Consider the following 21,829-nt stretch of genomic DNA (forward strand, 5'->3'; position numbering starts at 1 on the left):
CTTGGCCTTGACGTCGTCGATCGAGGTGAACGGCATGGTGCGCATGCATACCATCGTGCCGTGGCCCAGATCGAGATCGTCCGCGAGGTACGCCTCAGCCCTGATGAGGCGTGGCGCCGAGTCACCGATTGGCCTGCTCACGGCCGGTTCGTGCCGCTGACCAAGGTGACGCGAACACCTGACGGATTCCTCGCGCGTACGGGCGTCGGACCGATTGGATTCGATGATCCGATGGACGTGGTGACCTGGAACGAGCCGTCATTCTGCCGACTCGAGAAGCGTGGTCGAGTCGTCAAGGGATGGGCTGAGCTCTCGGTCGAGGCACACGGCGAGGGGAGCCGGGTCACCTGGCGTGAAGAGATCAGGGTGACCGGAGTGCCACGTCTGTTCGACTGGTTCGTACGCCTGTCCAGCGCCAAGCTCTTCAGCGGGGTGATCGATGGGCTGCTCGGCTAGGGGATTGTCCGCAGCACCAGGTGGGTGGCCAACGCACTCGACTCCGAGGACACCGTCTCCAGCCCTGGCGTCACTGCCAGCTGGTCGAAGAGACGTACGCCGTCACCCAGCAAGATGTGGGCGATGCTGAGCCGGATCTCGTCGATCAGCCCCGCATTGACGAACTGCTGGGCGATGTTCGAGCCACCCATCACGAGCACGTCCTGCTCCCCGGCAAGCTCCTTGGCGCGCTCGACCGCCGCCGGGATGCCCGACACGTACCTGAACGCATCACTCTTCATCTGCCGGTCAGGCAGCTCTTCATGCGTCAGCACCACGGTGGGCAGCGGGTAGGGCACGTCTTCCCAGTGGGGGACGCCGAGGTCGTGCATCGTGCGGCCCACGATGCAGGCACCGACTCCAGCAGACAGGCTTTTGGCAACGCGTTTGTCGGTCGGATCGTCGCCGAAAATCCACTCGTGAAGAGCTTCACCTCCAACGCCCATGGCGTCTTCAATGCTGATGTCTGGGCCGGTGGCGAAGCCATCCAACGATGTCGTCATGGCAAGGATGAGTCGGCTCATGCGTGACCTCCCGATGGTCGTGTGACGGACGTAGGATCAACGTATGGGGCACACACCGGAAACTGAAGTACTCGAGATCTGTCGAGATCTGATCAGGATCGACACCTCGAACTTCGGTGATGACTCCGGTCCGGGGGAGCGCAAGGCCGCCGAGTACGTCGCAGCCTCCCTCGCTGAGGTGGGGATTGAATCTGAGATCTTCGAGTCCGAATCCGGCCGCGCCAGCCTCGTCGCGCGTTGGGGCAACCAGGACTCACCCAAGCCCGGTCTGCTGATCCATGGGCACCTTGACGTCGTACCGGCACAGGCCGACGACTGGTCGGTCGACCCGTTCGCAGCGGAAGTTGTCGATGGCTATCTGTTCGGCAGAGGTGCGGTCGACATGAAGGATTTTGACGCGATGCTGCTGTCGGTCGTACGCGCCCGTCAGCGCGCTGGTGCAATTCCTGACCGTCCGATCACTCTGGTGTTCACGGCCGATGAGGAAGCCGGGGGAGTCCTCGGTGCGCACTGGCTCGTCGAGGAGCATCCCGGATTGTTCGAGGGCTGCACCGAGGCAATCGGCGAGGTGGGAGGGTTCTCCACCGAGATCGGTGGTCAGCGCCTCTACCTGATCGAGACCGGTGAGAAGGGCATCGCCTGGATGCGGCTGCGCTCACGTGGCACTGCCGGCCATGGCTCGATGCGCAACGCCGACAACGCCATCACTCACCTCGCCAGCGGGCTGCTCGCTCTGGGAGCACACGACTGGCCGGCCGAGCCCGGTCCGTCGATGGAGCTCCTGCTCACCAAGGTTCGTGAGCTGACCGGCACCGACGGCACCCCCGACGAGCTGCTTGAGCACTTCGGCCCTGCCATCCGCATGATCGGCGCCGGCATCCGCAACACGACCAACGCGACCATGCTGCAGGCGGGCTACAAGCACAACGTGATCCCGGGCGAAGCCGTCGCGTACGTCGACGGCCGCTACCTGCCAGGCCACGCTGACTCGTTCATCCCGACCGTCCAGGGACTCGTCGGTGACTCGATCACCGTGGAGCCCTATATCACTGATGCGGCACTGGAGTATGCGTTTGAAGGCGACCTGGTCGATGCCATGACTGTCGCTCTCCACAGTCAGGACCCCGAGGCGCACATCGCCCCATTCCTGATGTCAGGTGGCACCGATGCCAAGGCCTGGCACAAGCTCGGCATCACGTCATACGGATTCACGCCGCTGCGCCTGCCAGGTGACCTCGACTTCACGGCACTGTTCCACGGTGTCGACGAGCGAGTGCCTGTCGACGCGCTCGAGTTCGGTTCGAGGGTGTTCGACGCCTTCTTGGATCTGGTTTAGGGCCTGAACCTGATCTAGAGGGTGCTGCGCATGCGCATGATCTTGCGGCGCAGTACGATCGTTCGTTCGCCTGCGCCGTCCTTGCGCAATCGGTCGAGCTCCCAGCCGTGATACTCCGCCGCGTCGGTCAGCAGGCGACACACCGCCTGGCGTGACTGCGTGCGCGGGATCGTCAGGTTCCAGAACTCGTACTCGATCATCTGTGCCCTTCCCATCAATGTGACTAGCGAGAGACTCCCGACACGTCGTCGAGAGCCTGAACGATCTCCGGTGGAAGCTCGAGCTCCTCAGAGGCGAGGCTTTCTTGCAACTGCGCCGTCGTACGCGCACCGACGATGGCCGAGGCAACGCCCGGCCGGGCCAGCAGCCAGGACAGCGAGACGTGAGCAACGGTGACGCCGAGGCCTTCTGAGGCGCGCGCTGCAGCTTCGACGACTGCCGACTTGGCTGGTGTGAGGTAGCGCGAGACGAAGTCGCCCCACCCGGGATCGGCAGCACGCGAGTCGGCAGGAATGCCCGCCCGGTACTTGCCGGTGAGCACGCCGCGTCCCAGGGGCGACCACGCGAGGATTCCCATCCCGTGGTGCTCAGCCGCGGCGAACACTTCGGCCTCGGGTTCGCGATGCAGCAGCGAGTACTCCATCTGGGTGCTGATGATCGGCAGGGCATCCGGTCGACCGGCCAGCCACGTGTGAGCCAAGGAGGTCTGCCAGCCGGTGAAGTTGGAGATGCCGACATATGTGACCTTGCCGCTGCGAACAACCTGCTCGAGTGTCGCAAGCGTCTCCTCGATCGGTGTGCGCTCGTCCCACCGATGGATCTGCCACAGGTCGAGGTGATCTGTGCCGAGCTGCCTGAGCGACAAGTCCAGCTGTTCGAGCAGCGTCTTGCGGGACGCATCGCGTTCGACCTCGCCGTTGCGATGAACCAGCGCAGCCTTGCCTGCAAGCACGATCCGATCGCGTACGCCGGTCTTGGCAAGCAGGGTGCCGAGCAGTTCCTCGCAGTTGCCGTCGCCATAGATCGGCGCGGTGTCAACCAGGGTGCCGCCGGCATCGAGGAAGGTCTTGAGCTGGTCCTCAGCCTCGTACGCGTCGACCGCAGCACCCCACGACATCGTGCCGAGGGCGAGCCGCGAGACCTCGAGGCCCGAGCGACCAACGCGGCGATACTGCATGCACGCAACGCTAGTCCGGGAGCGCTTGAGTCGCCGGTAGGCTCGCACGGTGGACTTTCTCCGTGCCGTGGTTCTGGGTGTCATTCAGGGCCTGACCGAATTCCTTCCCATCTCCAGCAGCGCACATCTAGCGATCTTCCCGAAGTTCTTCGGGTGGGACGATCCCGGCGCGGCATACACGGCGGTGATCCAGATCGGCACGGAGCTGGCCGTCGTCCTGTACTTCTGGAAGGACATCTGGACCATCGGGTCGGGCTGGGTACGTGGAGTCTTCTCACGTGTCGCCCGTGAAGCGCCCGAGTGGCGGATGGGCTGGTTCATCATCATCGGCTCGATGCCGATAGTTGCCCTCGGCATCGCACTCCAGGACCTGATCGACCGCGAGTTCCGCAATCTGTGGGTCATCGGCAGCACCTTGGTCGTGCTGGGCATCGTGCTCGGCATCGCCGAGCGGGTGGGTCGAAAGAGTCGCCCCATCGAACAGCTCACGATGCGTCACGCCATCCTGCTCGGCTTCGCCCAAGCCGGCGCGTTGGTTCCTGGTGTCTCTCGTTCAGGCGCCACGATCAGCATGGGCTTGTTCCTGGGATATGAGCGCGCTGCTGCAACGCGCTACGCGTTCCTCCTCGCGATCCCGGCCGTGGTCGGCGCGGGCATCTTCAAGCTGAAGGACATCGGAGGCGAGAACGCGTACGGAGTCGGCCCAACCATCGTCGGAACCGTTGTCTCGTTCGTCGTCGGCCTCGCCGTCATCCACTGGCTGCTCAAGTACGTGAGTACGCGTTCGTACGCGCCGTTCGTGGCCTATCGCATTGCGCTCGGCACGCTGGTCCTCGTCCTCGTTGCCGCAGGCGTCATCGGTGCCAGCACCACCGTCGGCTAGAGCCAGCCGGAGCGCTTGAAACGCCAGTAGATGTAGCCGCATATGCCAGCGGTGACAGCGATGACCAGGGGATAGCCAAGAGTCCACTTGAGCTCGGGCATGTGCTCGAAGTTCATGCCATAGATTCCGGCGATCGCGGTCGGCACGGCGAAGATCGTGGCGCCCGCGGTCAACTTGCGCATGTCGGCGTTCTGCTGGACGCTCAGCTGCGCCAAGTGGGCGTTGAGGGCGTTGTCGAGCAGCTTGTCGATGGTGTCGATGGCATCAGCCGCCCGGGCCAGATGATCGGCGATGTCGCGAAAGTACGGGCGTGAATCCTCAGGCATCGACCCCGTCGCGAACCGTTCGACCGGGTCGCGCAGGGGCATGACTGCCCGTCGGAACTCAAGCGTCTCGCGCTTCAGGCGATAGATGCGGGTTGAGTCGCTTGACGGCCTATTGGAGAACACGGACGTCTCGACCTCTTCGACGTCCGTCTCAAGCTCCGCAGCGACGTCCTCATACCCGTCCACAATTGAGTCGACCACGGCATGCAATGCAGCCGTAGGGCCGTGGGACATTGGCTCGATCCTGCTCTCCGCAGCCTTGCGGGCGTTTCTGAGATCTGGTCCGCCGCGGCGGACTGTGAGCAGGAAGTTTGCGCCCATGAAGATGTTGACCTCGTGAGTCGTGATGTCGTCGTCGCTGTAGCGGACAGTGCGCAGCGACATGAACAGGTGATCGGTGTACCTCTCGACTTTCGGTCGCTGGTGCGCCTCCAGCGCGTCCTCCACCGCGAGCGGGTGAAGGCCGAGCGTCGCTGCGACACGTTCGAGCTCGAACGTCTGAGGATTCCCGATGCCGATCCACAGGAAGTCATCTTTGCCCAGGCCTGCGAGCGCAGCTTCGAGCGACTCGGTGTCGTGCTCGGTGGATTCGCGGACACCGTTCCGGTAGACGGCGCAGTCAATGATCACGTCGTCATTCTGAACCCGCTCATCGCGGTCAAGCCGCAGACATGCCGTGTGCGCCCTCCCGATACGCTCGACCCATGCGTAGCTGGACGTCACCCGCGGTCCCGTCTCTCGGCGATCTCGGGTTCGGGCACGGTCCGGCCGTCCAGATCCACGACACCGCGAACAAGGGCCTCGCCGCCAGCGACCCAGAGAGCAGCGCGCGCTTGTACGTTTGCGGAATCACGCCGTACGACGCGACTCATCTGGGCCACGCATCGACCTACCTGGCCTTCGATCTGCTGCAACGCGTGTGGCTCGATCGTGGGCTCGACGTCACGTACACCCAGAACGTCACCGATGTTGACGACCCGCTACTGGAGCGCGCGACAGCCACTGGCGTCGACTGGGTCGAGCTCGCAGAACGAGAGACCCAGCTGTTCCGCGACGACATGACGGCGCTCCGCATTCTCGCTCCAGCCGCGTATGTCGGAGCCGTTGAGTCGATTGACATTGTGGTTGACCTGATCGACAAGCTCGATGCGGCTGGCGCCGTCTATCGAGTGGACGACGACCTGTACTTCGACGTCCACGCTGATGCAGCCTTCGGCACAGTGTCGGGCTTCGACGAAGAGACGATGCTGCGAATCTTCCCCGAGCGCGGGGGAGACCCCGAGCGTGCAGGCAAGAAGCACCCGCTCGATTGCCTCCTGTGGCTCGCCGAGCGTCCGGGCGAGCCGTCCTGGGACACCCGCCTCGGCCGCGGTCGCCCGGGATGGCACATCGAGTGCGCGGCGATTGCTCTGGAGAACCTCGGCACGGCGTTCGACGTACAAGGCGGTGGCTCTGACCTCGTCTTCCCGCACCACGAGATGTCGGCCTCGGAGGCGTCTGTCGCAACGCATGAGCCCTTCGCCCGCGCGTACGTTCACGCAGGCATGGTCGGCTTTGAGGGCGAGAAGATGTCGAAGTCCAAGGGCAACCTGGTCCTCGTATCCAAGCTCCGTGCTGATGGCCGCGATCCGATGGCGATCCGACTTGCACTGCTCGCCCACCACTACCGGAGTGACTGGGAATGGTTCGGTGGCGAGATCGACGAAGCCGAGAAGCGACTCGCGGCTTGGCGGACGGCCGTTGAGCGACCCACGGGGCCGTCCGGCGAAGACCTGCTCGCCGAGATCAGGGCAGCAATGACCAACGACCTCGACGCCCCTGCGGCTCTCGCGGCCATCGACTCCTGGGCCTCACGATCTGGGGACGATCAGAACGCCGGCACCACCGCACGTGCAGCAGCCGATGCCCTGCTCGGCGTGCTTCTCTAGCTCACTCCGGGTCGTCGGTACGGCGGCGGAGATAGCGCTCGAACTCTCGCGCGATCGCATCGCCGCTTGCCTCTGGCAGGTCGCTGGTGTCGCGTTCCTGCTCGAGCGCCTCGACGTACTCCGCAATCTCGGAGTCCCGTGAGGCGAGGTCTTCTGCTCCGCGCTGCCAGGCATCGGTCATTTCGACGAGTACGCCCTGGGGGAGCGGTATGCCGACAGCGTCCTCGAGCGAGCCCAGCAGGGCAAGCGTGGCCTTGGGGCATGGAGGTTCGGCAAGGTAGTGGGGAACTGCGGCCCACAGCGACGCCGTGGCGATGCCTTCGCGAGCCGCCGTGTCGTTCAGAACCGTCGTGATGCCGATCGGGCCGGTGTAGCGCGACGGTTGGAGAGACATACGTTCCATCAGTGCCTTGTCGGACGTCGACCCGCTCACCGGCACTGGGCGAGTGTGCGGAGAGTCTGCGAGAAGCGCGCCAAGGGTGATGAGCTCGCTGACGCCAGCGAGCTTGGCAACTCCGATGACAGTCGAGCAGAACGCGCCCCACCGGAAGTTGGGCTCGGGAGCACGAAGAAGCAGGACATCGCGGTCGCTGCGCCGCGGCCGGGCATGGAAGATCGAAGGAGCCGGCCACACGATGATGCGTTCGTCATCCTCGTCAGTCGTGACGTGCGGACGGTGCACCTGAAAGTCGTAGTAGTCCTCAGGGTCGAGCTCGATGAGCAGTTCGGCGTCCCATTCCTCGATGAGGTGATCGACGGCGCCGGATGCTGCGTCAGCCGCGTCGTTCCACCCTTCGAATGCCGCGACCATCCACGGATCCCTCAGCGGCGGTATGTCGATCGGCTCACTCACCGTGCCAGCCTAGCCCCGCGCGTGGAGCCAGAGCTCAAGCCTCGTCCACCTCAGTGCGAACCACCTTGATCTGTGAGATGCGGAACCCATCGAGACCAGCGACGCTCAAAGTTGCATTCTCAACCTGAACAGAGTCATCGATGACGGGCAGTCGGCCGAGTCGATCGACGATGAACCCCGCAACAGTCTCGTACGGGCCGTCGGTGAGTTCGATACCGGAGGCCTCAGCAAAATCTTCGATGTTCAGGCCGCCGTCAAAGAGTCCGGCAGTGCGCAGATCATCTGCCTCGACCGGCAGGTCGTACTCGTCTCGGATCTCGCCGACAAGTTCCTCAACCATGTCCTCGAGTGTCACGATTCCATCCGTTCCACCGTATTCGTCGACGACCAACGCAATGTGCACACCTTCGCGACGCATCGACGCCATGGCAGGCAATATCCGGTTCGTGCCAGGAAACACCGGGATGTCCCTGACCAGGGTCCCCACAAGGGTGCCGGGATCCGCCTCGGACTGCAGCAGGTCACGTACGTGGACGAATCCGAGCACGTCATCGACCGACGCGCCGGTCACGGGATAGCGGGAGTGAGGTTGGTCCTGGATCGCAGCAGACGCATCGACCAGGCTCGCGGAGCCTGAAAGGAAGTCAACGCTATGGCGCGGCTGCATGACTTCCTTGACCGTTCGCTTGGTGGCAGCGAAGACGTCCTGCATGATCCGTCGCTCGTCGTCCTCGAGTCCTTCGTGGCCGCCCACGAGGTCCCGCAACTCGTCTTCACTCATCTCCTCATTCGTGGCGTGTGGATTGCCTCGGAGCAGACGGACCACGACGTTCGTCGACAGCGAGAGGAACCAGATCACAGGACGCATGAGCGACGCGAATCGCGAGAGCGGAGGAGCAACCACAGTGGCGAGGCCCGCGGACTTCTGCAGGGCGAAGCGTTTGGGCACGAGCTCGCCGAGCACCAGCGACAAGTAGGCGATGAGCAGTGTCATCAACACAAGGGCGATGTTCTCGGCCGCATTGGTCGAGAGCCCGAGCCGTGTGAAGACGTGCGCAAAATCAGGCGCGAGAGTCGAGGCGCCGTACGCAGCCGAAAGGAACCCGGCCACTGTGACACCGATTTGGACCGCGGCGAGAAACGTATTGGGATCACGAGCCAGAGATGCGACCTTCGCACCGCGCGGACCTTGCTGTTCAAGCCGATCGAGCTGACTTGGCCGAAGCGAAACGAGCGCCATCTCTGTTGCTGCAAACACTCCGCCGATCAGCACAAAGATAAGTACGAGACCGAAGTTGAGAAGAGTCTGTTGATCCATCAGTGCCCACCACCGATTCGGTCGGTGGTGCGGGCATCGGGTCTTCGAGGCTTCATGCGCAGAAGTCTAGTGAATCTGCAGCCAAGACCAACGCGGGCCGGAAGTGTCACCGACCACCGGAGCCTCTGAGGTCAAAGAGCAACCAAGCACTCAGAGCGAGGAAGGCGTAGGCGAGCGCAGCGGCTCTATTCGTTCTCTGTGCGATAACCGAGGTTGGGGGAGAGCCACTTCTCGGCCTCGTCCACGGACCAGCCCTTGCGCTCGGCGTAGTCCTCGACCTGGTCGCGACCAATGCGCCCGACAACGAAGTACTGCGACTGCGGATGCGAGAAGTAGAGACCGCTGACGGCAGCGCCTGGCCACATCGCCATGCTCTCCGTGAGCTCGATACCGGTGTTGGCCTCGACATCCAGGAGCTCCCAGATGCGCTGCTTCTCGGTGTGCTCAGGGCAGGCGGGATAGCCCGGCGCCGGGCGGATGCCTTCGTACTTCTCCTTGATGAGGTCCTCGTTGTCGAGTGCCTCGTGCGGAGCGTGAGCCCAGAATTCCTTGCGTACGCGTTCGTGCATGCGCTCGGCGAACGCTTCGGCAAGACGATCAGCCAGTGACTCCAGAAGGATCGCACTGTAGTCGTCGAGCTCCTTCTTGAACTCCATGATCTTGTCGGTGATGCCTACGCCGGCCGTCACAGCGAACGCGCCGACGTAGTCGCGCAGACCCGTCTCCTTGGGCGCGATGAAGTCAGCGAGCGAGCGGTTGGGTACGCCTTCGCGGTGCTCGCCCTGCTGACGCAGCTGGTTGAGGACCGTCAGCACCTCGGTGCGCGACTCGTCTGTGTAGACCTCGATCGCGTCGTTGTCGATCTGGCTGGCCGGGAAGAGGCCGAACACACCGTTGGCGCGGATCCACTTCTCCTCGATCAACCGGTCGAGCATGGCCTGGCCGTCGTCATACAGCTTGCGAGCGGCTTCACCCGTCGTCGGGCTGTTGAGGATGTCGGGGAACTTGCCCTTCATCTCCCAGGCGTTGAAGAACGGCTGCCAGTCGATGTACTTGCGCAGCTCATCGAGCGAGTAGTCACTGAACGTCTTGACGAACTGAGTCGGCGCACCGGACAGGTGGTAGTCGTCGGTATGCGAGTCGCGCGCCTGCTTGGCCAACATGCGGGGGCGTGGTGGCTGGTAACCGGTCCAGTCAATCGGCGTCGCGTTCTCGCGCGCCGCCGCGATCGACAGCAGCGAGCGAGCATCTTGGCGAGCAGCGTGGCGCTCACGCAGCGAGTCGTAGTCGGCAGCGGTCTCCGCGAGCAGCTTCGGTCGCTGCTCGTCAGACAGCAGCGCGGCGACGACGGGGACGGAGCGCGATGCATCCTTCACCCAGACCACCGGGCCGTGGTACTTCTGGTCGACCTTCACGGCTGTATGCGCGCGCGACGTCGTAGCGCCACCGATGAGCAGCGGGATGTCGAATCCCTGACGCTCCATCTCCGATGCGAGGTTGACCATCTCGTCCAACGACGGCGTGATCAGACCAGAAAGGCCGATGACATCGGCACCCTCTGCCTTGGCCGCATCGAGGATCTTCTGGGCAGGCACCATCACGCCGAGGTCGACGACGTCGTAGTTGTTGCACTGCAGAACCACACCGACGATGTTCTTGCCGATGTCGTGGACATCGCCCTTGACGGTCGCCATGACGACCTTGCCGTTGGTGCGTTCGGCATCGCCCGGCTGCTTCTCGGCTTCGATGAAGGGCAACAGGTAGGCGACGGCCTTCTTCATGACGCGCGCCGACTTCACGACCTGCGGGAGGAACATCTTGCCCTCGCCAAACAGGTCGCCGACGACGTTCATACCGTCCATCAGCGGCCCTTCGATGACCTCGATCGGTCGGCCACCGCGCTCGGAGATGATCTTGCGTAGTTCTTCGGTGTCTTCCTCGGCAAACTCGTCGATGCCCTTGACCAGGGCGTGCGTGATGCGCTCAGTGACGGGGAGTGAGCGCCATTCCTCGGATGCCACTTCCTTGACCGAACCATCGCCGGCGAAGTCTGCGGCGATCTCGAGGAGGCGTTCGGTGCTGTCGGAGCGGCGGTTGAGGATGACGTCCTCGATACGCTCGCGCAGAAGCTCGGGCACCTCGTCATAGACCTCGAGAGCGCCGGCATTGACGATTCCCATGTCCATTCCAGCGCCAATCGCGTGGTACAGGAACACCGCATGGATCGCCTCGCGTACGGGATTGTTGCCGCGGAACGAGAACGACACGTTCGAGACACCGCCCGACACCTTGGCACCAGGCAGGTTCTCCTTGATCCACCGAGTCGCCTCGATGAAGTCGAGCCCGTAGTTGGCGTGCTCCTCGATGCCCGTCGCGACGGCGAACACGTTGGGGTCGAAGATGATGTCCTCGGCCGGGAATCCGACCTGATCGACGAGGATCCGGTAGGCGCGCTCGCAGATCTGCTTGCGGCGCTCCAAGTTGTCGGCCTGGCCCTCCTCGTCAAAGGCCATGACGACGGCAGCGGCGCCGTACGTACGACACAGCTCGGCCTCTCGTACGAACTTCTCCTCGCCTTCCTTCAGCGAGATCGAGTTGACGATCGACTTGCCCTGGACGTTCTTGAGACCGGCCTCGATGACATCCCACTTGGAGGAGTCGATCATCGTCGGGACACGACAGATGTCGGGCTCGGTGGCGATCAGCTTGGTGAAGCGATCCATCGCTTCAACGCCGTCGATCATGCCTTCATCCATGTTGATGTCGATGACCTGAGCGCCAGCCTCGACCTGCTGACGGGCAACGGCGAGCGCGGTGGTGTAGTCGCCGGCCTTGATCAGGTTGCGGAAGCGCGCCGAGCCAGTGATGTTGGTGCGCTCGCCGACATTGACGAACAGGGTGTCCTCGACGACCGAGAACGGCTCCAGGCCCGACAGTCGCAACGCTTCCTTGGACTCGGGCACGCTGCGCGGCGCTTTGCCGTCGACCTGCTTGGCGATCTCCGCGATGTGAGCGGGCGTCGTGCCGCAACACCCGCCGACGAGGTTGACGAAGCCGGCATCGGCGAACTCCGCGACGATCGCCGCGGTCTCCTCGGGCGCTTCGTCGTACTCACCGAACGCATTGGGCAGACCTGCGTTCGGGTACGCCGACACGAACGTGTCAGCGACGCGTGACATCTCGGAGATGTAGGGGCGCATTTCCTTGGCACCGAGTGCGCAGTTGAGTCCCACGAGCAACGGCTTGGAGTGGCGTACGGAGTGCCAGAACGCCTCTGTGGTCTGGCCCGAGAGCGTACGACCCGACGCGTCCGTGATCGTGCCGGAGATGACGATGGGCCAGCGACGGCCGTACTCGGTGAACACCTTCTCGACGGCCGAGATCGCTGCCTTGGCGTTGAGCGTGTCAAAGATTGTCTCGATGAAGATCAGATCGGAGCCGCCATCGAGCAGCGCGCGAGTGGCTTCCGCGTAGGCGTCGACGAGCTGGTCGTAGGAGACATTGCGCGCGCTGGGGTCGTTGACGTCGGGGGAGATGGATGCCGTACGCGTGGTGGGGCCGAGTGCGCCGGCGACGTATCGCGGCTTGTCAGCCGTGCCGACCTCGTCGCAGATCGCCCGGGCCAGCTTGGCCGACTCGTAGTTGAACTCGTACGAGAACTCCTCCATGCCGTAGTCGGACAGCGAAACGGCATTGGCGTTGAACGTGTTGGTCTCGATGATGTCCGCGCCGGCTTCGAGGTACTCGCGGTGGATGTCACCGATGATCTCGGGTGCGGTCAACGTCAGCAAGTCGTTGTTGCCCTGCACGTCGCTGGGCCAGTCCTTGAACCGCTCGCCGCGGTAGCCGGCCTCGTCGGGACGGTCCCGCTGGATGGCCGTACCCATCGCTCCGTCGAGCACCAGAATGCGGCTCTGCAGCAGGGCTGTCAGAGCCTCGGTGGCATCGGGACGGTGGTGCTGGGTGCTGGACACGAGCACTCCTTGTGGAAGATCGGCAGGAATGCTGGGGATCTCCAGCCGGCGGCGGGCTCGCCTGGGCCTCGGGGGATCCCGAACTGAGCCTCCATTGTGCCACTTCACGTCAACGGATCTGTGCAGTAGCCAATCCGTGAAACGCGGCGTCGGCGCGTACGTCTACCGTGGACGCGTGAGCACCTACGCCGCCGTTCTCTGGGACCTCGACGGAACGATCATCGACAGCGAACCGCTCTGGATGGCAGGCGAGCACGAGCTCGCCGAGCGCTACGGCAAGACCTGGACCCAGGAGGACGGTCTCGCGCTGGTCGGCAACACCCTGATCGGGTCCGGCCACTACATCAAGAAGCGCCTGGACGCCGACATGTCGGCGGAGGAGATCGTCGACTTCCTCGTACTCCGGCTGGCAACGGCTCTTCGCGAAGAGATCCCTTGGCGACCGGGTGCGCACGAGCTCATCCACGAAGTGCACGCGGAAGGAACGCCGCAGGCTCTGGTGACGATGTCGTACGCATCGATCGCGGAACCGATCACCGCGCGGACTCCCTTCTCTGCCGTCGTCACCGGCGACATCGTCACCAACGGCAAGCCACACCCGGAGCCATACCTGATGGCGGCCGAGCTACTCGGTGTCGATGCAGCCGACTGCCTGGCCATCGAAGACTCGGGCACGGGCGCGACCTCTGCCAACGCCGCTGGTTGTCAGGTGCTTGTGGTCCCGCACTTCGTCAACGTCCCCGACGCGCCGCGGCGAACACAATTGCCGACCCTGGAGTACGTGACACCTGACGCCCTCCGCGCCCTGTTTGACTGAGCCGACTAAGGAACGAGCGGGACTTCCGGCACGATCTCGGGGAATGGCGGGGGAGTGCCGCCCCATTCAGGACAGATCGCCTGGTGGGAGCACCACTTGCACAGCCCGCTCTTCTTGGCGGGGAAGTCACGACGCTCAACAGCAGTGGCAATGGCATCCCACAGGGCCAACACCTTGCGCTCAGTCGCAAGGAGCTCGTCTTCCTTCGGCTCATAGGTGAGGAACGAGCCGTCGCCGATGTACATGAGCTGCAGCAGCGTTGGCAGGATGCCGCGCGTGCGCCAGATGACGAGCGCGTAGAACTTCATCTGGAACAGCGCCTTGTCCTCGTAGAGAGGGTTGGGGGCCTTGCCGGTCTTGTAGTCGACGACGCGAATGCGTCCGTCTGGCGCAATGTCGATGCGGTCGACGATGCCGGCGAACGTCAGCCCGGACTCGTGCTCAAAGGAGATCTTCTCCTCGCGGGTGTGAGGCCCCAGATAGCGCGGATCCTCCATGCGGAAGTAGGTCTCGAGCAGGGTGATCGCTGAGGCCAGCCACTCGGTCTCGTCAGCAGCTTGCTCGGACGTGAACAGCTCAGCGAGACGCGGCTCCTCCTCGCGAAGCTTGTCCCATTCGGTCGGCAAGAGCTTGACGGCCTGGTCGAGCGTGCGACTCTCGGCCGGCTCGGCCAGCAGATCCTCGAGCACCGCGTGCACCAAGGTGCCGCGAACCATCACCGCGTCCGCGGGCTCGGGCAGCCGATCAATCACCCGCAGTCGATAGCGCAGCGGGCACGCGAGAAAGTCGCCCGCACGACTTGGAGACAGCGAGCTGCGGACGGTGACACCCGGTGTCACGTCGTGAAGCTCAAGCTGTGGTGCGTCCATTCCTGCAGGCTAGCCCCGGCCACTGACTGAAATCAGGAACCACGCGGTGAGGCGATAGGTTGGGCCAGTGAACGAGCGACCCCTTCCCAAACCCGCCGGCACGTGGCGTCTCGGTCGTGTAGGTGGAGTAGATCTGCTCATCAAGCCGTCGATCGTGCTGATGGGCGTTGTGCTCATTGCCCTCTTCGCACCACGCTTCGATGACAGGTCGTACGCCAATCCGTACGCACTCGCAGCAGTGTTCGTCATCGCGTTGTACGTCTCGGTCTTTGTTCACGAGCTCGCCCACGTGTTTGCCGCGCGTCAGTTCGGCATGCGGGTCCAATCTGTCACCCTGCATCTGCTGGGTGGCGAGACCCTCATCGAGGGCGAGAGTCGTACGCCTTGGCAGGAGCTGTGGATCTCGATCTCCGGCCCACTCACGTCGCTCGGCATCGGGGTCTCGTCGCTGTCGCTGTCCCGGTCGACGGACGGCACGACCTCGGACATCCTCTGGTCCGTCGGCTACGTCAACATCCTGGTCGCCATCTTCAACATGCTTCCCGGTCTGCCACTCGATGGCGGCCGCGTGTTCCGCGCGATCATCTGGCAAGTCACCGGACGCGAGGAGACGGGCGTACGGATTGCCGCTTGGATCGGCCGAACCGCAGCCGTCGGCGTCGTCGCGTTCGCACTGCTGAACCGTGACGGCGACAACCGGCTGGGGGTCAACCTCGCGATCGCCTTGCTCGTCGGGTGGTTCCTCTGGCAGGGAGCCAGCGATGCGCTGCGCAACGCCAGCCGTTCGTCGCGAATCAACATGCTTGTGGCCCGCTCAATTGTTGATACCCAGCAACCGCCTCCCGAAGGAGCTCCTCGATTGTCAGCCGATCTTCATGGCTCAGCCCTGCTGCGCGCGATGGCCGCACATCCAGCTGACGTCTATACGCTCACCGAGGCGGACGGTTCGGTCGTGGGGTCGCTCTCGGCTCGCGCCGTCGACGATGCCTACAGGGCCAGCAGGTGAGCGCCGGTATGCGCAGTGGCGCCTTGGTCGAGGGGGAGTGGGTACGACTCAGCGACCCCAAGGGTCGCAAGCACAACCTCAAGCTCGAGGCCGGTGCACAGTTCTCGACCAAGAAGGGGCAGCTCAATCACGACGACATGATCGGGCACCCCGAAGGCATAGTCATCGAGTCGTCGATGGGCGCGTTCTACCAAGTCTTCAGACCGCTGCTGTTCGAGTACGTCGTGTCGATGCCGCGTGGCGCAGCGATCATCTATCCAAAGGACGCCTCTCAGATCATCACGATGGCCGACATCTATCCCGGCGCGCGGGTTGTCGAGGCCGGTGCCGGCTCGGGCAGCCTGACGTCCTACCTCCTTCGCGCAATCGGCCCGGAGGGAACTCTGGGCTCGTACGAGATCCGCGAAGAGTTCGCCGAGAACGTACGTCGCAACGTCGAGCAGGTCGCCGGAACGGATGTGCCGGGCTGGACCCTCACCGTCGGTGACGTCAAGGAAGCGATCACGGAGACCGAGATCGATCGACTCATCCTCGACATGGTCGATCCCTGGAGCTGCATCCCGCTCGCGGTCGAACGACTCGTGCCAGGTGGGATCATCTGCGCTTACGTCGCCACGACCACACAGCTTTCGCTGTTTGTGGAGAGCATCCGCGCCGACGGCGGGTTCACCGAGCCGCACGCCTGGGAGACGCTCGAGCGAAGCTGGCACCTCGAAGGCCTCTCGGTCCGCCCAGACCACAAGATGAACGGGCACACTGCCTTCCTCGTCACGGCACGCAGGATGGCTCCGGGGCAGCAGTCATTGGAGAAGTCGCGTCGCCCCGCACCGGGTGCGTATGGCCCCGATTACAAGGGCCCGCGTCCCTTCGGCGTTGAGGTCGAAGAGGAGTCGTAAGAAAAACGACACCTCTGTGTGTCTGAGATGACACCCATTCGCGTGGGGCAGACAGGTAGTGTCGGCCGTACGAGCAGGAGGTGGCTATGACCGAGAACGAGCCCGTCCAGAAGCGTGGTCAGACCAGCGAGACCGAGCAGGAGCTTGGCTACTTGCGCGCGGAAGTCGAACACCTCCGCCGCAGGCTCGGCACTGAGGGTTCCACTGACTCGCGTCTCAGCGAGATCGAAGCCAAGCTCTCGGCCACCAACGCCCAGAACGAGCGACTTACGTCGACGCTGCGCGAAGCGCGCGATCAGATCGTCACCCTCAAGGAAGAGGTCGACCGGCTCGCACAGCCGCCGACCGGCTTCGGAACCTTCCTCAAGCGCAACGACGACGACTCGGTCGACGTGTTCACCGGGGGACGAAAACTTCGAGTCAACGTCAGCCCCACAGTCGACAAGGACAACCTCCGCAAGGGTCAGGAACTCATCCTCAACGAAGCGATGAACGTCGTCATGGCGCTCGACTTCGAGCAGACCGGCGAAGTCGTCTCGCTCAAGGAGATCCTCGCCGACGGTGAGCGCGCCCTGGTGATGGGCAATGCCGACGAAGAGCGCGTCGTACGTCTGGCCGAGCCGTTGCTCGGACTCAAGATCCGCCCTGGCGACTCACTACTGCTCGACAGCCGCTCCGGCTATGTCTACGAACGCGTGCCCAAGAGCGAGGTCGAGGAGCTTGTCCTCGAAGAGGTCCCGGACATCGACTACGACAGCATCGGTGGACTCAAGAGTCAGATCGAGTCGATCCGCGATGCCGTTGAGATGCCCTACCTGCACCCCGAGCTGTTCATCGAGCACGAGCTCAAGCCGCCCAAGGGTGTGCTGCTCTACGGCCCTCCGGGTTGCGGCAAGACGCTGATCGCCAAGGCGGTCGCCGCGTCACTCGCGAAGAAGGTCTCAGAGCGCACCGGTGAAGAAGGTCGTTCCTACTTCCTCAACATCAAGGGTCCCGAGCTGCTCAACAAGTACGTCGGCGAGACCGAGCGGCACATCCGCTTGGTGTTCCAGCGCGCCCGCGAAAAGGCCAGCGAGGGCACACCAGTCATCGTGTTCTTCGACGAGATGGATTCGCTGTTCCGCACCCGCGGCTCAGGCGTCTCCTCCGATGTCGAGAACACCATCGTGCCGCAGCTGCTCAGCGAGATCGATGGTGTCGAAGGACTCGAAAACGTCCTCGTGATCGGTGCGTCCAACCGTGAGGACATGATCGACCCCGCGATCCTGCGTCCTGGTCGTCTCGACGTGAAGATCAAGATCGAGCGTCCTGACGCCGAGTCTGCACGTGACATCTTCAGCAAATACCTCACGCCCAACCTGCCGCTTCATGCTGAGGACTTGGCGGAGTGGAGCGGTGATCGTGTCGCTTGCACCAACGGGATGATCCAGCGCACCGTCGAGCGGATGTACACCGAGTCAGAGGACAACCAGTTCCTCGAAGTCACGTACGCCAACGGAGACAAGGAAGTCCTGTACTTCAAGGACTTCAACTCCGGAGCCATGATCCAGAACATCGTTGACCGGGCCAAGAAGATGGCGATCAAGGATCTCCTTGAGAGCGGTCAGAAGGGTCTGCGCATTCAGCACATGCTGCAGGCGTGCCTCGATGAGTTCAAGGAGAACGAGGATCTGCCCAACACGACCAACCCCGATGACTGGGCGCGGATCTCGGGCAAGAAGGGTGAGCGCATCGTGTTCATCCGCACCCTCATCTCGGGCAAGAGCGGCAACGAGCCGGGCCGGTCGATCGACACGGTCGCCAACACCGGCCAATACCTCTGACGGCACCTTTTTGGCAGTCATGGAGCACGAGCTGCGCGTTGCCGCGTACGACAGCGCCGACGCGCAACTGCTGACCGACGAGGTGCAACTGGAGTACGTACGTCGCTACGGCTCAGAGGGTGGAGACATCAACCCGATCGACGCTGCCGAGTTCGTGCCTCCGGTTGGTCAGTTCTTCGTGGTCTACGTCGACGGCGTGCCTGCTGCGATGGGCGGATGGCGTCGCCACGGCGATGACGCAGAGATCCGACGGATGTACGTGCGACCGCAGTTCCAGCGTCGCGGACTGGCACGCGAGGTGCTCGACATGATCGAGAGCACCGCGCGCGAGGCAGGCTTCGCCAGGTTGATCCTCGAGACGGGCCTCGAGCAGCCCGAAGCGATCGAGCTCTACCGCTCTGCTGGATACACGGACATTCCCGCGTTCGGGTTCTACGCCGAGGAAGAGCTCAGCGTCCACCTTGGCAAGGCGCTCTAGCGCGTCATTCGCGACGTCCTGGGTACACCTGCCGCAACCAAAGGGGTCAACATGGCGATTCAGCGCCTGGACAATGTCGGCATCGTCGTCGACGACATGAAGGCCGCGGTCGCCTTCTTTGAAGAGCTCGGCCTGGAGCTAGAGGGCGAGGCGCAGGTCGAGGGCCAGTTCATGGACGACTGCATGGGTCTCGAGGACGCCAGCTGCGACATTGCCATGATGCGTACCCCTGACGGGCACGGCCGGCTCGAACTAGCCAAGTACCGGAATCCAACCGCGATAGACAACGCACAACCGACTCGGCCTCACCACACGCTTGGCACGCACCGAGTCATGTTCGCCGTCGAGGACATCGACGATGTCGTTGACCGACTGGGTGCTCACGGAGCCGAGCTCGTCGGCAAGATCGCCCGATATGAGGACTCATACCGCCTTTGCTACGTGCGTGGCCCGGCCGGGATCTTCGTCGGGCTGGCTGAACAGCTCAGCTAACCCGAACGGGCGTGGCTACTCGACCTTGTGGCCGCGGCCCTTGACCCGGACGTCGTTCTTGTCGGCTTTGTCCGTGTTCGGGACGGAGATCACGGCGCCACCGTCGGTGTCGAGGATCGTCGCAGTGATGTACGACGCCGCGTCCGACGACAGGAAGAGCGCGCTGTCGGCAACGTCGTCAACGGTGCCCCAGCGACGTAGCGGCATGGACTGGCCGATGTGGTCCTTCATCTCCTGGGTCGGCGAGACAACGTTCTCCATGCCCCATGAGCCCTCGATCGGGCCGGGGGAGATGCCGTTGACGCGGATGCCCTCGGGGCCCCACTCGAGTGCCAGCACCTTGATCAGCATGTTGACGCCGGCCTTGGCCGCGCACACGTGCGCCTGGAAGTTGAGTGGACGTACGGCCTCGGGAGCGGTGATCGCGATCATCGACGCGCCCCGCTTGTTGAGCACGTCGTAGCTGGCACGGAAGACGTTGAACGTGCCGACCAGGTCGATGTCTACGACGGCCTTGAAGCCGTTGGCCGACATCTCGGCGGCGGGGGCGTAGAAGTTGCCGGCCTGACCGGCGACGACGAGGTCGATGTTGCCGAGCTCTGCGGCGGTGGCCTTCATGGCTGCGTCGATCTGGTCGTAGTCGCGTACATCTCCGGCGTAGCCGCGTACTTCGCCACCGATCTGCTTGAGCTCGTCCACGGCAGCGTCAACGCGCTCCTGGTTGCGGCTCAGCACGGCGACCTTGGCGCCATGCTCGGCGTAACGACGGGCAATCTGCAGGTTCATGCCGCGGGTGCCGCCGGCGACAAACGCCACCTTGCCCGCGAGGATTCCAGTTCCAAACGTGTCAGTCATGGGAAAACTAGAACACGTTTCAGTTTCGCTGTCCACCGACACTCCGACATTCGAGCCAGGCGCAGACGGTGTCAGTGCGGCCGACCGTAGGGTGGGCTCATGACTGTGAGGCGCGTGCAGGGGAGTGAAGTCGAGTACGGCATCGCCGTACAGGGGCAGCCGCACGCCAATCCGATGGTCGCGTCGACTCATGTCGTCAACTCGTACGCCGCCGCGCACGGGCTCACACGGCGAGCGCGCTGGGATTTCGAGGAGGAGAACCCGCTGCGTGACGCACGCGGATTCGACCTGAGCCGCGAGATCGCCGACCCGTCACAGCTCACCGACGAGGACATGGGCCTCGCCAACATCATCCTGACCAACGGCGCACGCCTGTATGTCGATCACGCACACCCGGAGTACTCCAGCCCCGAGGTCACCAATCCGATGGACGTCGTGATCTGGGAGAAGGCCGGCGAGAACGTCATGCGACTCGGAGCCGAGCTGGCGGCGCAGATCCCCAACACCGCACCGATCGTGCTCTACAAGAACAACATCGACAACAAGGGCGCCTCGTACGGTTCACACGAGAACTACCTGATGCGACGCGATGTCCCCTTCGAGCAGATCGTCGAGCACCTCACGCCGTTCTTTGTGTCACGCCAGGTCTTCACGGGTGCCGGTCGCGTCGGCCAGAAGCAGGACGGCAGCGTCCACGCGTTCCAGGTCAGCCAGCGCGCCGACTACTTCGAGGTCGGCGTCGGCCTCGAGACGACGCTCAAGCGCCCGATCATCAACACCCGCGACGAGCCCCATGCCGATCCCAAGAAGTACCGCAGACTCCACGTCATCATCGGCGACGCCAACTGCTCCGAGACGGCGATCTATCTCAAGCACGGCACCACCTCGCTGGTGCTCGCGATGATCGAGGCCGGCTTCGTCACTGGCAATCTCTCGCTCGCTGCGCCCGTCACAGCGCTGCACGACATCTCGTACGACCCGACGCTCACTCAAAAGGTCGAGCTAGCCGACGGTCGGCAGATGACGGCGCTGGAGATGCAAGGCGCCTACCTCGAGCTGGCCAAGGCATTCGTGGCTCGCGAAGGCTCCGACGAGCAGACCGACGACATCCTCGAACGGTGGGAGAGCGTCCTCGTACGGCTGGCTCGCGATCCGATGGAATGTGTCCGTGAGCTCGACTGGGTCGCCAAGCTGGCACTGCTCGAGCGTTATCGAGAGCGTGACGGCCTCGACTGGGACCATGCCAAGCTGCACCTGGTCGACGTGCAATATCACGACATTCGGCTACACAAGGGGCTCTATCACCAGCTCGTACGCACGGGACGCATGGAGCGACTCATCACCGAAGAGCGGATCGCGGCTGCGGTCACCGATCCTCCTCATGACACGCGCGCATACTTCCGTGGCATGTGCCTCGCAAAATTCTCCAAGGACATCGCCGCCGCCTCGTGGGACTCAGTGATCTTCGACCTCCCGGGCCACGACTCGCTGCAGCGCATCCCGACGATGGAACCTCTCCGGGGCACCGCGGAACACGTGGGGGAGCTGTTCGAGACCAGCAAGACGGCATCCGAGCTGTTTGCAGCAATCACCCGCCGCTAGCGCAAGATCACCCCTCAGCGCTTCCGCGGCGATATAGGGTTGAGTCATGTCAGAGCAGCAGCACAAGAACACGCGCAAGTCGACCGAGCCCGAAGTCACGGCCGAGACGACTGAGGTCGACGTCGAGCAGAAGGTCAAGCTCGACGATGACGTCGACTCGATCCTCGACGAGATCGA

20 protein-coding genes are annotated in these 21,829 nt (G+C 63.6%); 11 read left to right on the plus strand and 9 right to left on the minus strand.

Translation table 11 applies throughout. From position 1 onward, the window contains the following. Positions 1–60: 60 nt before the first annotated feature. Positions 61–456, plus strand: coding sequence for an SRPBCC family protein (locus tag V6M39_RS08890; protein WP_332643461.1), 396 nt, complete (start codon positions 61–63; stop codon positions 454–456). On the opposite strand, the gene V6M39_RS08895 is transcribed toward V6M39_RS08890, so the two are convergent. Further along, positions 453–1,019 carry a dihydrofolate reductase family protein gene (locus V6M39_RS08895; RefSeq protein WP_332643462.1) on the minus strand — a complete coding sequence of 189 codons (567 nt, stop codon included), beginning with the start codon at positions 1,017–1,019 and terminating at the stop codon, positions 453–455. The two genes, V6M39_RS08890 and V6M39_RS08895, sit on opposite strands and share 4 nt — an antisense overlap. Positions 1,020–1,062: 43 nt before the next feature. On the opposite strand from V6M39_RS08895, the gene V6M39_RS08900 reads away from it, so the two are divergent. After that, positions 1,063–2,355, plus strand: a complete 1,293-nt coding sequence (locus V6M39_RS08900; protein ID WP_332643463.1) for a M20/M25/M40 family metallo-hydrolase — start codon at positions 1,063–1,065, stop codon at positions 2,353–2,355. A gap of 14 nt (positions 2,356–2,369) precedes the next feature. Here the strand turns inward: V6M39_RS08900 and V6M39_RS08905 are convergent, their stop codons facing one another. Both V6M39_RS08905 and V6M39_RS08910 read right to left on the minus strand, forming a co-directional pair. Next, positions 2,370–2,555, minus strand: a complete 186-nt coding sequence (locus V6M39_RS08905) for a DUF5703 family protein (protein ID WP_332643464.1) — start codon at positions 2,553–2,555, stop codon at positions 2,370–2,372. Between the two features lie 23 nt (positions 2,556–2,578). After that, positions 2,579–3,532, minus strand: a complete 954-nt coding sequence (locus tag V6M39_RS08910) for an aldo/keto reductase (RefSeq protein ID WP_332643465.1) — start codon at positions 3,530–3,532, stop codon at positions 2,579–2,581. A 49-nt stretch (positions 3,533–3,581) separates the two neighbouring features. Between V6M39_RS08910 and V6M39_RS08915 the strand changes: the two genes are divergently transcribed. Then, positions 3,582–4,415 carry an undecaprenyl-diphosphate phosphatase gene (locus V6M39_RS08915; protein WP_332643466.1) on the plus strand — a complete coding sequence of 278 codons (834 nt, stop codon included), beginning with the start codon at positions 3,582–3,584 and terminating at the stop codon, positions 4,413–4,415. Here the strand turns inward: V6M39_RS08915 and corA are convergent. After that, the gene (gene corA, locus V6M39_RS08920) at positions 4,412–5,371 is read right to left on the minus strand and encodes a magnesium/cobalt transporter CorA (protein WP_332643467.1); all 960 of its coding nucleotides are present in this window, start codon (positions 5,369–5,371) and stop codon (positions 4,412–4,414) included. The two genes, V6M39_RS08915 and corA, sit on opposite strands and share 4 nt — an antisense overlap. 74 nt (positions 5,372–5,445) lie before the next feature. Here corA and mshC point away from each other — a divergent pair, with 74 nt between their 5' ends. Continuing rightward, complete coding sequence (mshC, locus tag V6M39_RS08925) at positions 5,446–6,669, plus strand: cysteine--1-D-myo-inosityl 2-amino-2-deoxy-alpha-D-glucopyranoside ligase (protein ID WP_332643468.1); 1,224 nt, start codon at positions 5,446–5,448, stop codon at positions 6,667–6,669. A 1-nt stretch (position 6,670) separates the two neighbouring features. On the opposite strand, the gene V6M39_RS08930 is transcribed toward mshC, so the two are convergent. The 3 genes from V6M39_RS08930 to metH form a co-directional block, all read right to left on the minus strand. Then, the gene (locus V6M39_RS08930) at positions 6,671–7,522 is read right to left on the minus strand and encodes a PAC2 family protein (protein WP_332643469.1); all 852 of its coding nucleotides are present in this window, start codon (positions 7,520–7,522) and stop codon (positions 6,671–6,673) included. A 34-nt stretch (positions 7,523–7,556) separates the two neighbouring features. Then, on the minus strand, positions 7,557–8,840 hold the full coding sequence (locus tag V6M39_RS08935; protein WP_332643470.1) for a hemolysin family protein: 1,284 nt from the start codon (positions 8,838–8,840) through the stop codon (positions 7,557–7,559). Between the two features lie 185 nt (positions 8,841–9,025). Further along, positions 9,026–12,814, minus strand: coding sequence for a methionine synthase (gene metH, locus V6M39_RS08940; RefSeq protein WP_332643471.1), 3,789 nt, complete (start codon positions 12,812–12,814; stop codon positions 9,026–9,028). A 175-nt stretch (positions 12,815–12,989) separates the two neighbouring features. Between metH and V6M39_RS08945 the strand changes: the two genes are divergently transcribed. After that, a complete protein-coding gene (locus tag V6M39_RS08945; protein ID WP_332643472.1) occupies positions 12,990–13,631 on the plus strand; it encodes an HAD family hydrolase in 642 nt (213 codons plus the stop codon). Positions 13,632–13,636: 5 nt separating this feature from the next. Here the strand turns inward: V6M39_RS08945 and V6M39_RS08950 are convergent, their stop codons facing one another. Further along, positions 13,637–14,500, minus strand: a complete 864-nt coding sequence (locus V6M39_RS08950; RefSeq protein ID WP_332643473.1) for a RecB family exonuclease — start codon at positions 14,498–14,500, stop codon at positions 13,637–13,639. Positions 14,501–14,567: 67 nt separating this feature from the next. On the opposite strand from V6M39_RS08950, the gene V6M39_RS08955 reads away from it, so the two are divergent. The 5 genes from V6M39_RS08955 (at position 14,568) to V6M39_RS08975 (ending at position 19,195) form a co-directional block, all read left to right on the plus strand. After that, positions 14,568–15,506 carry a site-2 protease family protein gene (locus V6M39_RS08955; RefSeq protein ID WP_332643474.1) on the plus strand — a complete coding sequence of 313 codons (939 nt, stop codon included), beginning with the start codon at positions 14,568–14,570 and terminating at the stop codon, positions 15,504–15,506. Beyond that, a complete protein-coding gene (locus V6M39_RS08960) occupies positions 15,503–16,402 on the plus strand; it encodes a tRNA (adenine-N1)-methyltransferase (protein WP_442880745.1) in 900 nt (299 codons plus the stop codon). Before V6M39_RS08955 ends, V6M39_RS08960 begins: the two co-directional genes overlap by 4 nt. Before the next feature lie 86 nt (positions 16,403–16,488). Next, on the plus strand, positions 16,489–18,225 hold the full coding sequence (arc, locus tag V6M39_RS08965) for a proteasome ATPase (RefSeq protein WP_332643475.1): 1,737 nt from the start codon (positions 16,489–16,491) through the stop codon (positions 18,223–18,225). Between the two features lie 19 nt (positions 18,226–18,244). Next, positions 18,245–18,703 carry a GNAT family N-acetyltransferase gene (locus V6M39_RS08970; RefSeq protein ID WP_332643476.1) on the plus strand — a complete coding sequence of 153 codons (459 nt, stop codon included), beginning with the start codon at positions 18,245–18,247 and terminating at the stop codon, positions 18,701–18,703. 51 nt (positions 18,704–18,754) lie between these two features. Then, complete coding sequence (locus V6M39_RS08975; RefSeq protein ID WP_332643477.1) at positions 18,755–19,195, plus strand: VOC family protein; 441 nt, start codon at positions 18,755–18,757, stop codon at positions 19,193–19,195. A gap of 15 nt (positions 19,196–19,210) precedes the next feature. Here V6M39_RS08975 and V6M39_RS08980 read toward each other — a convergent pair whose 3' ends face one another. Beyond that, entirely contained in the window at positions 19,211–20,050 is an 840-nt protein-coding gene (locus tag V6M39_RS08980) for an SDR family oxidoreductase (protein WP_332643478.1), read from the minus strand. 99 nt (positions 20,051–20,149) lie between these two features. On the opposite strand from V6M39_RS08980, the gene dop reads away from it, so the two are divergent. After that, the gene (dop, locus tag V6M39_RS08985) at positions 20,150–21,652 is read left to right on the plus strand and encodes a depupylase/deamidase Dop (RefSeq protein ID WP_332643479.1); all 1,503 of its coding nucleotides are present in this window, start codon (positions 20,150–20,152) and stop codon (positions 21,650–21,652) included. Positions 21,653–21,829 lie beyond the last annotated feature (177 nt).

It is taken from the genome of Aeromicrobium sp., assembly GCF_036675695.1.
Classification (GTDB): Bacteria; Actinomycetota; Actinomycetes; order Propionibacteriales; family Nocardioidaceae; genus Aeromicrobium.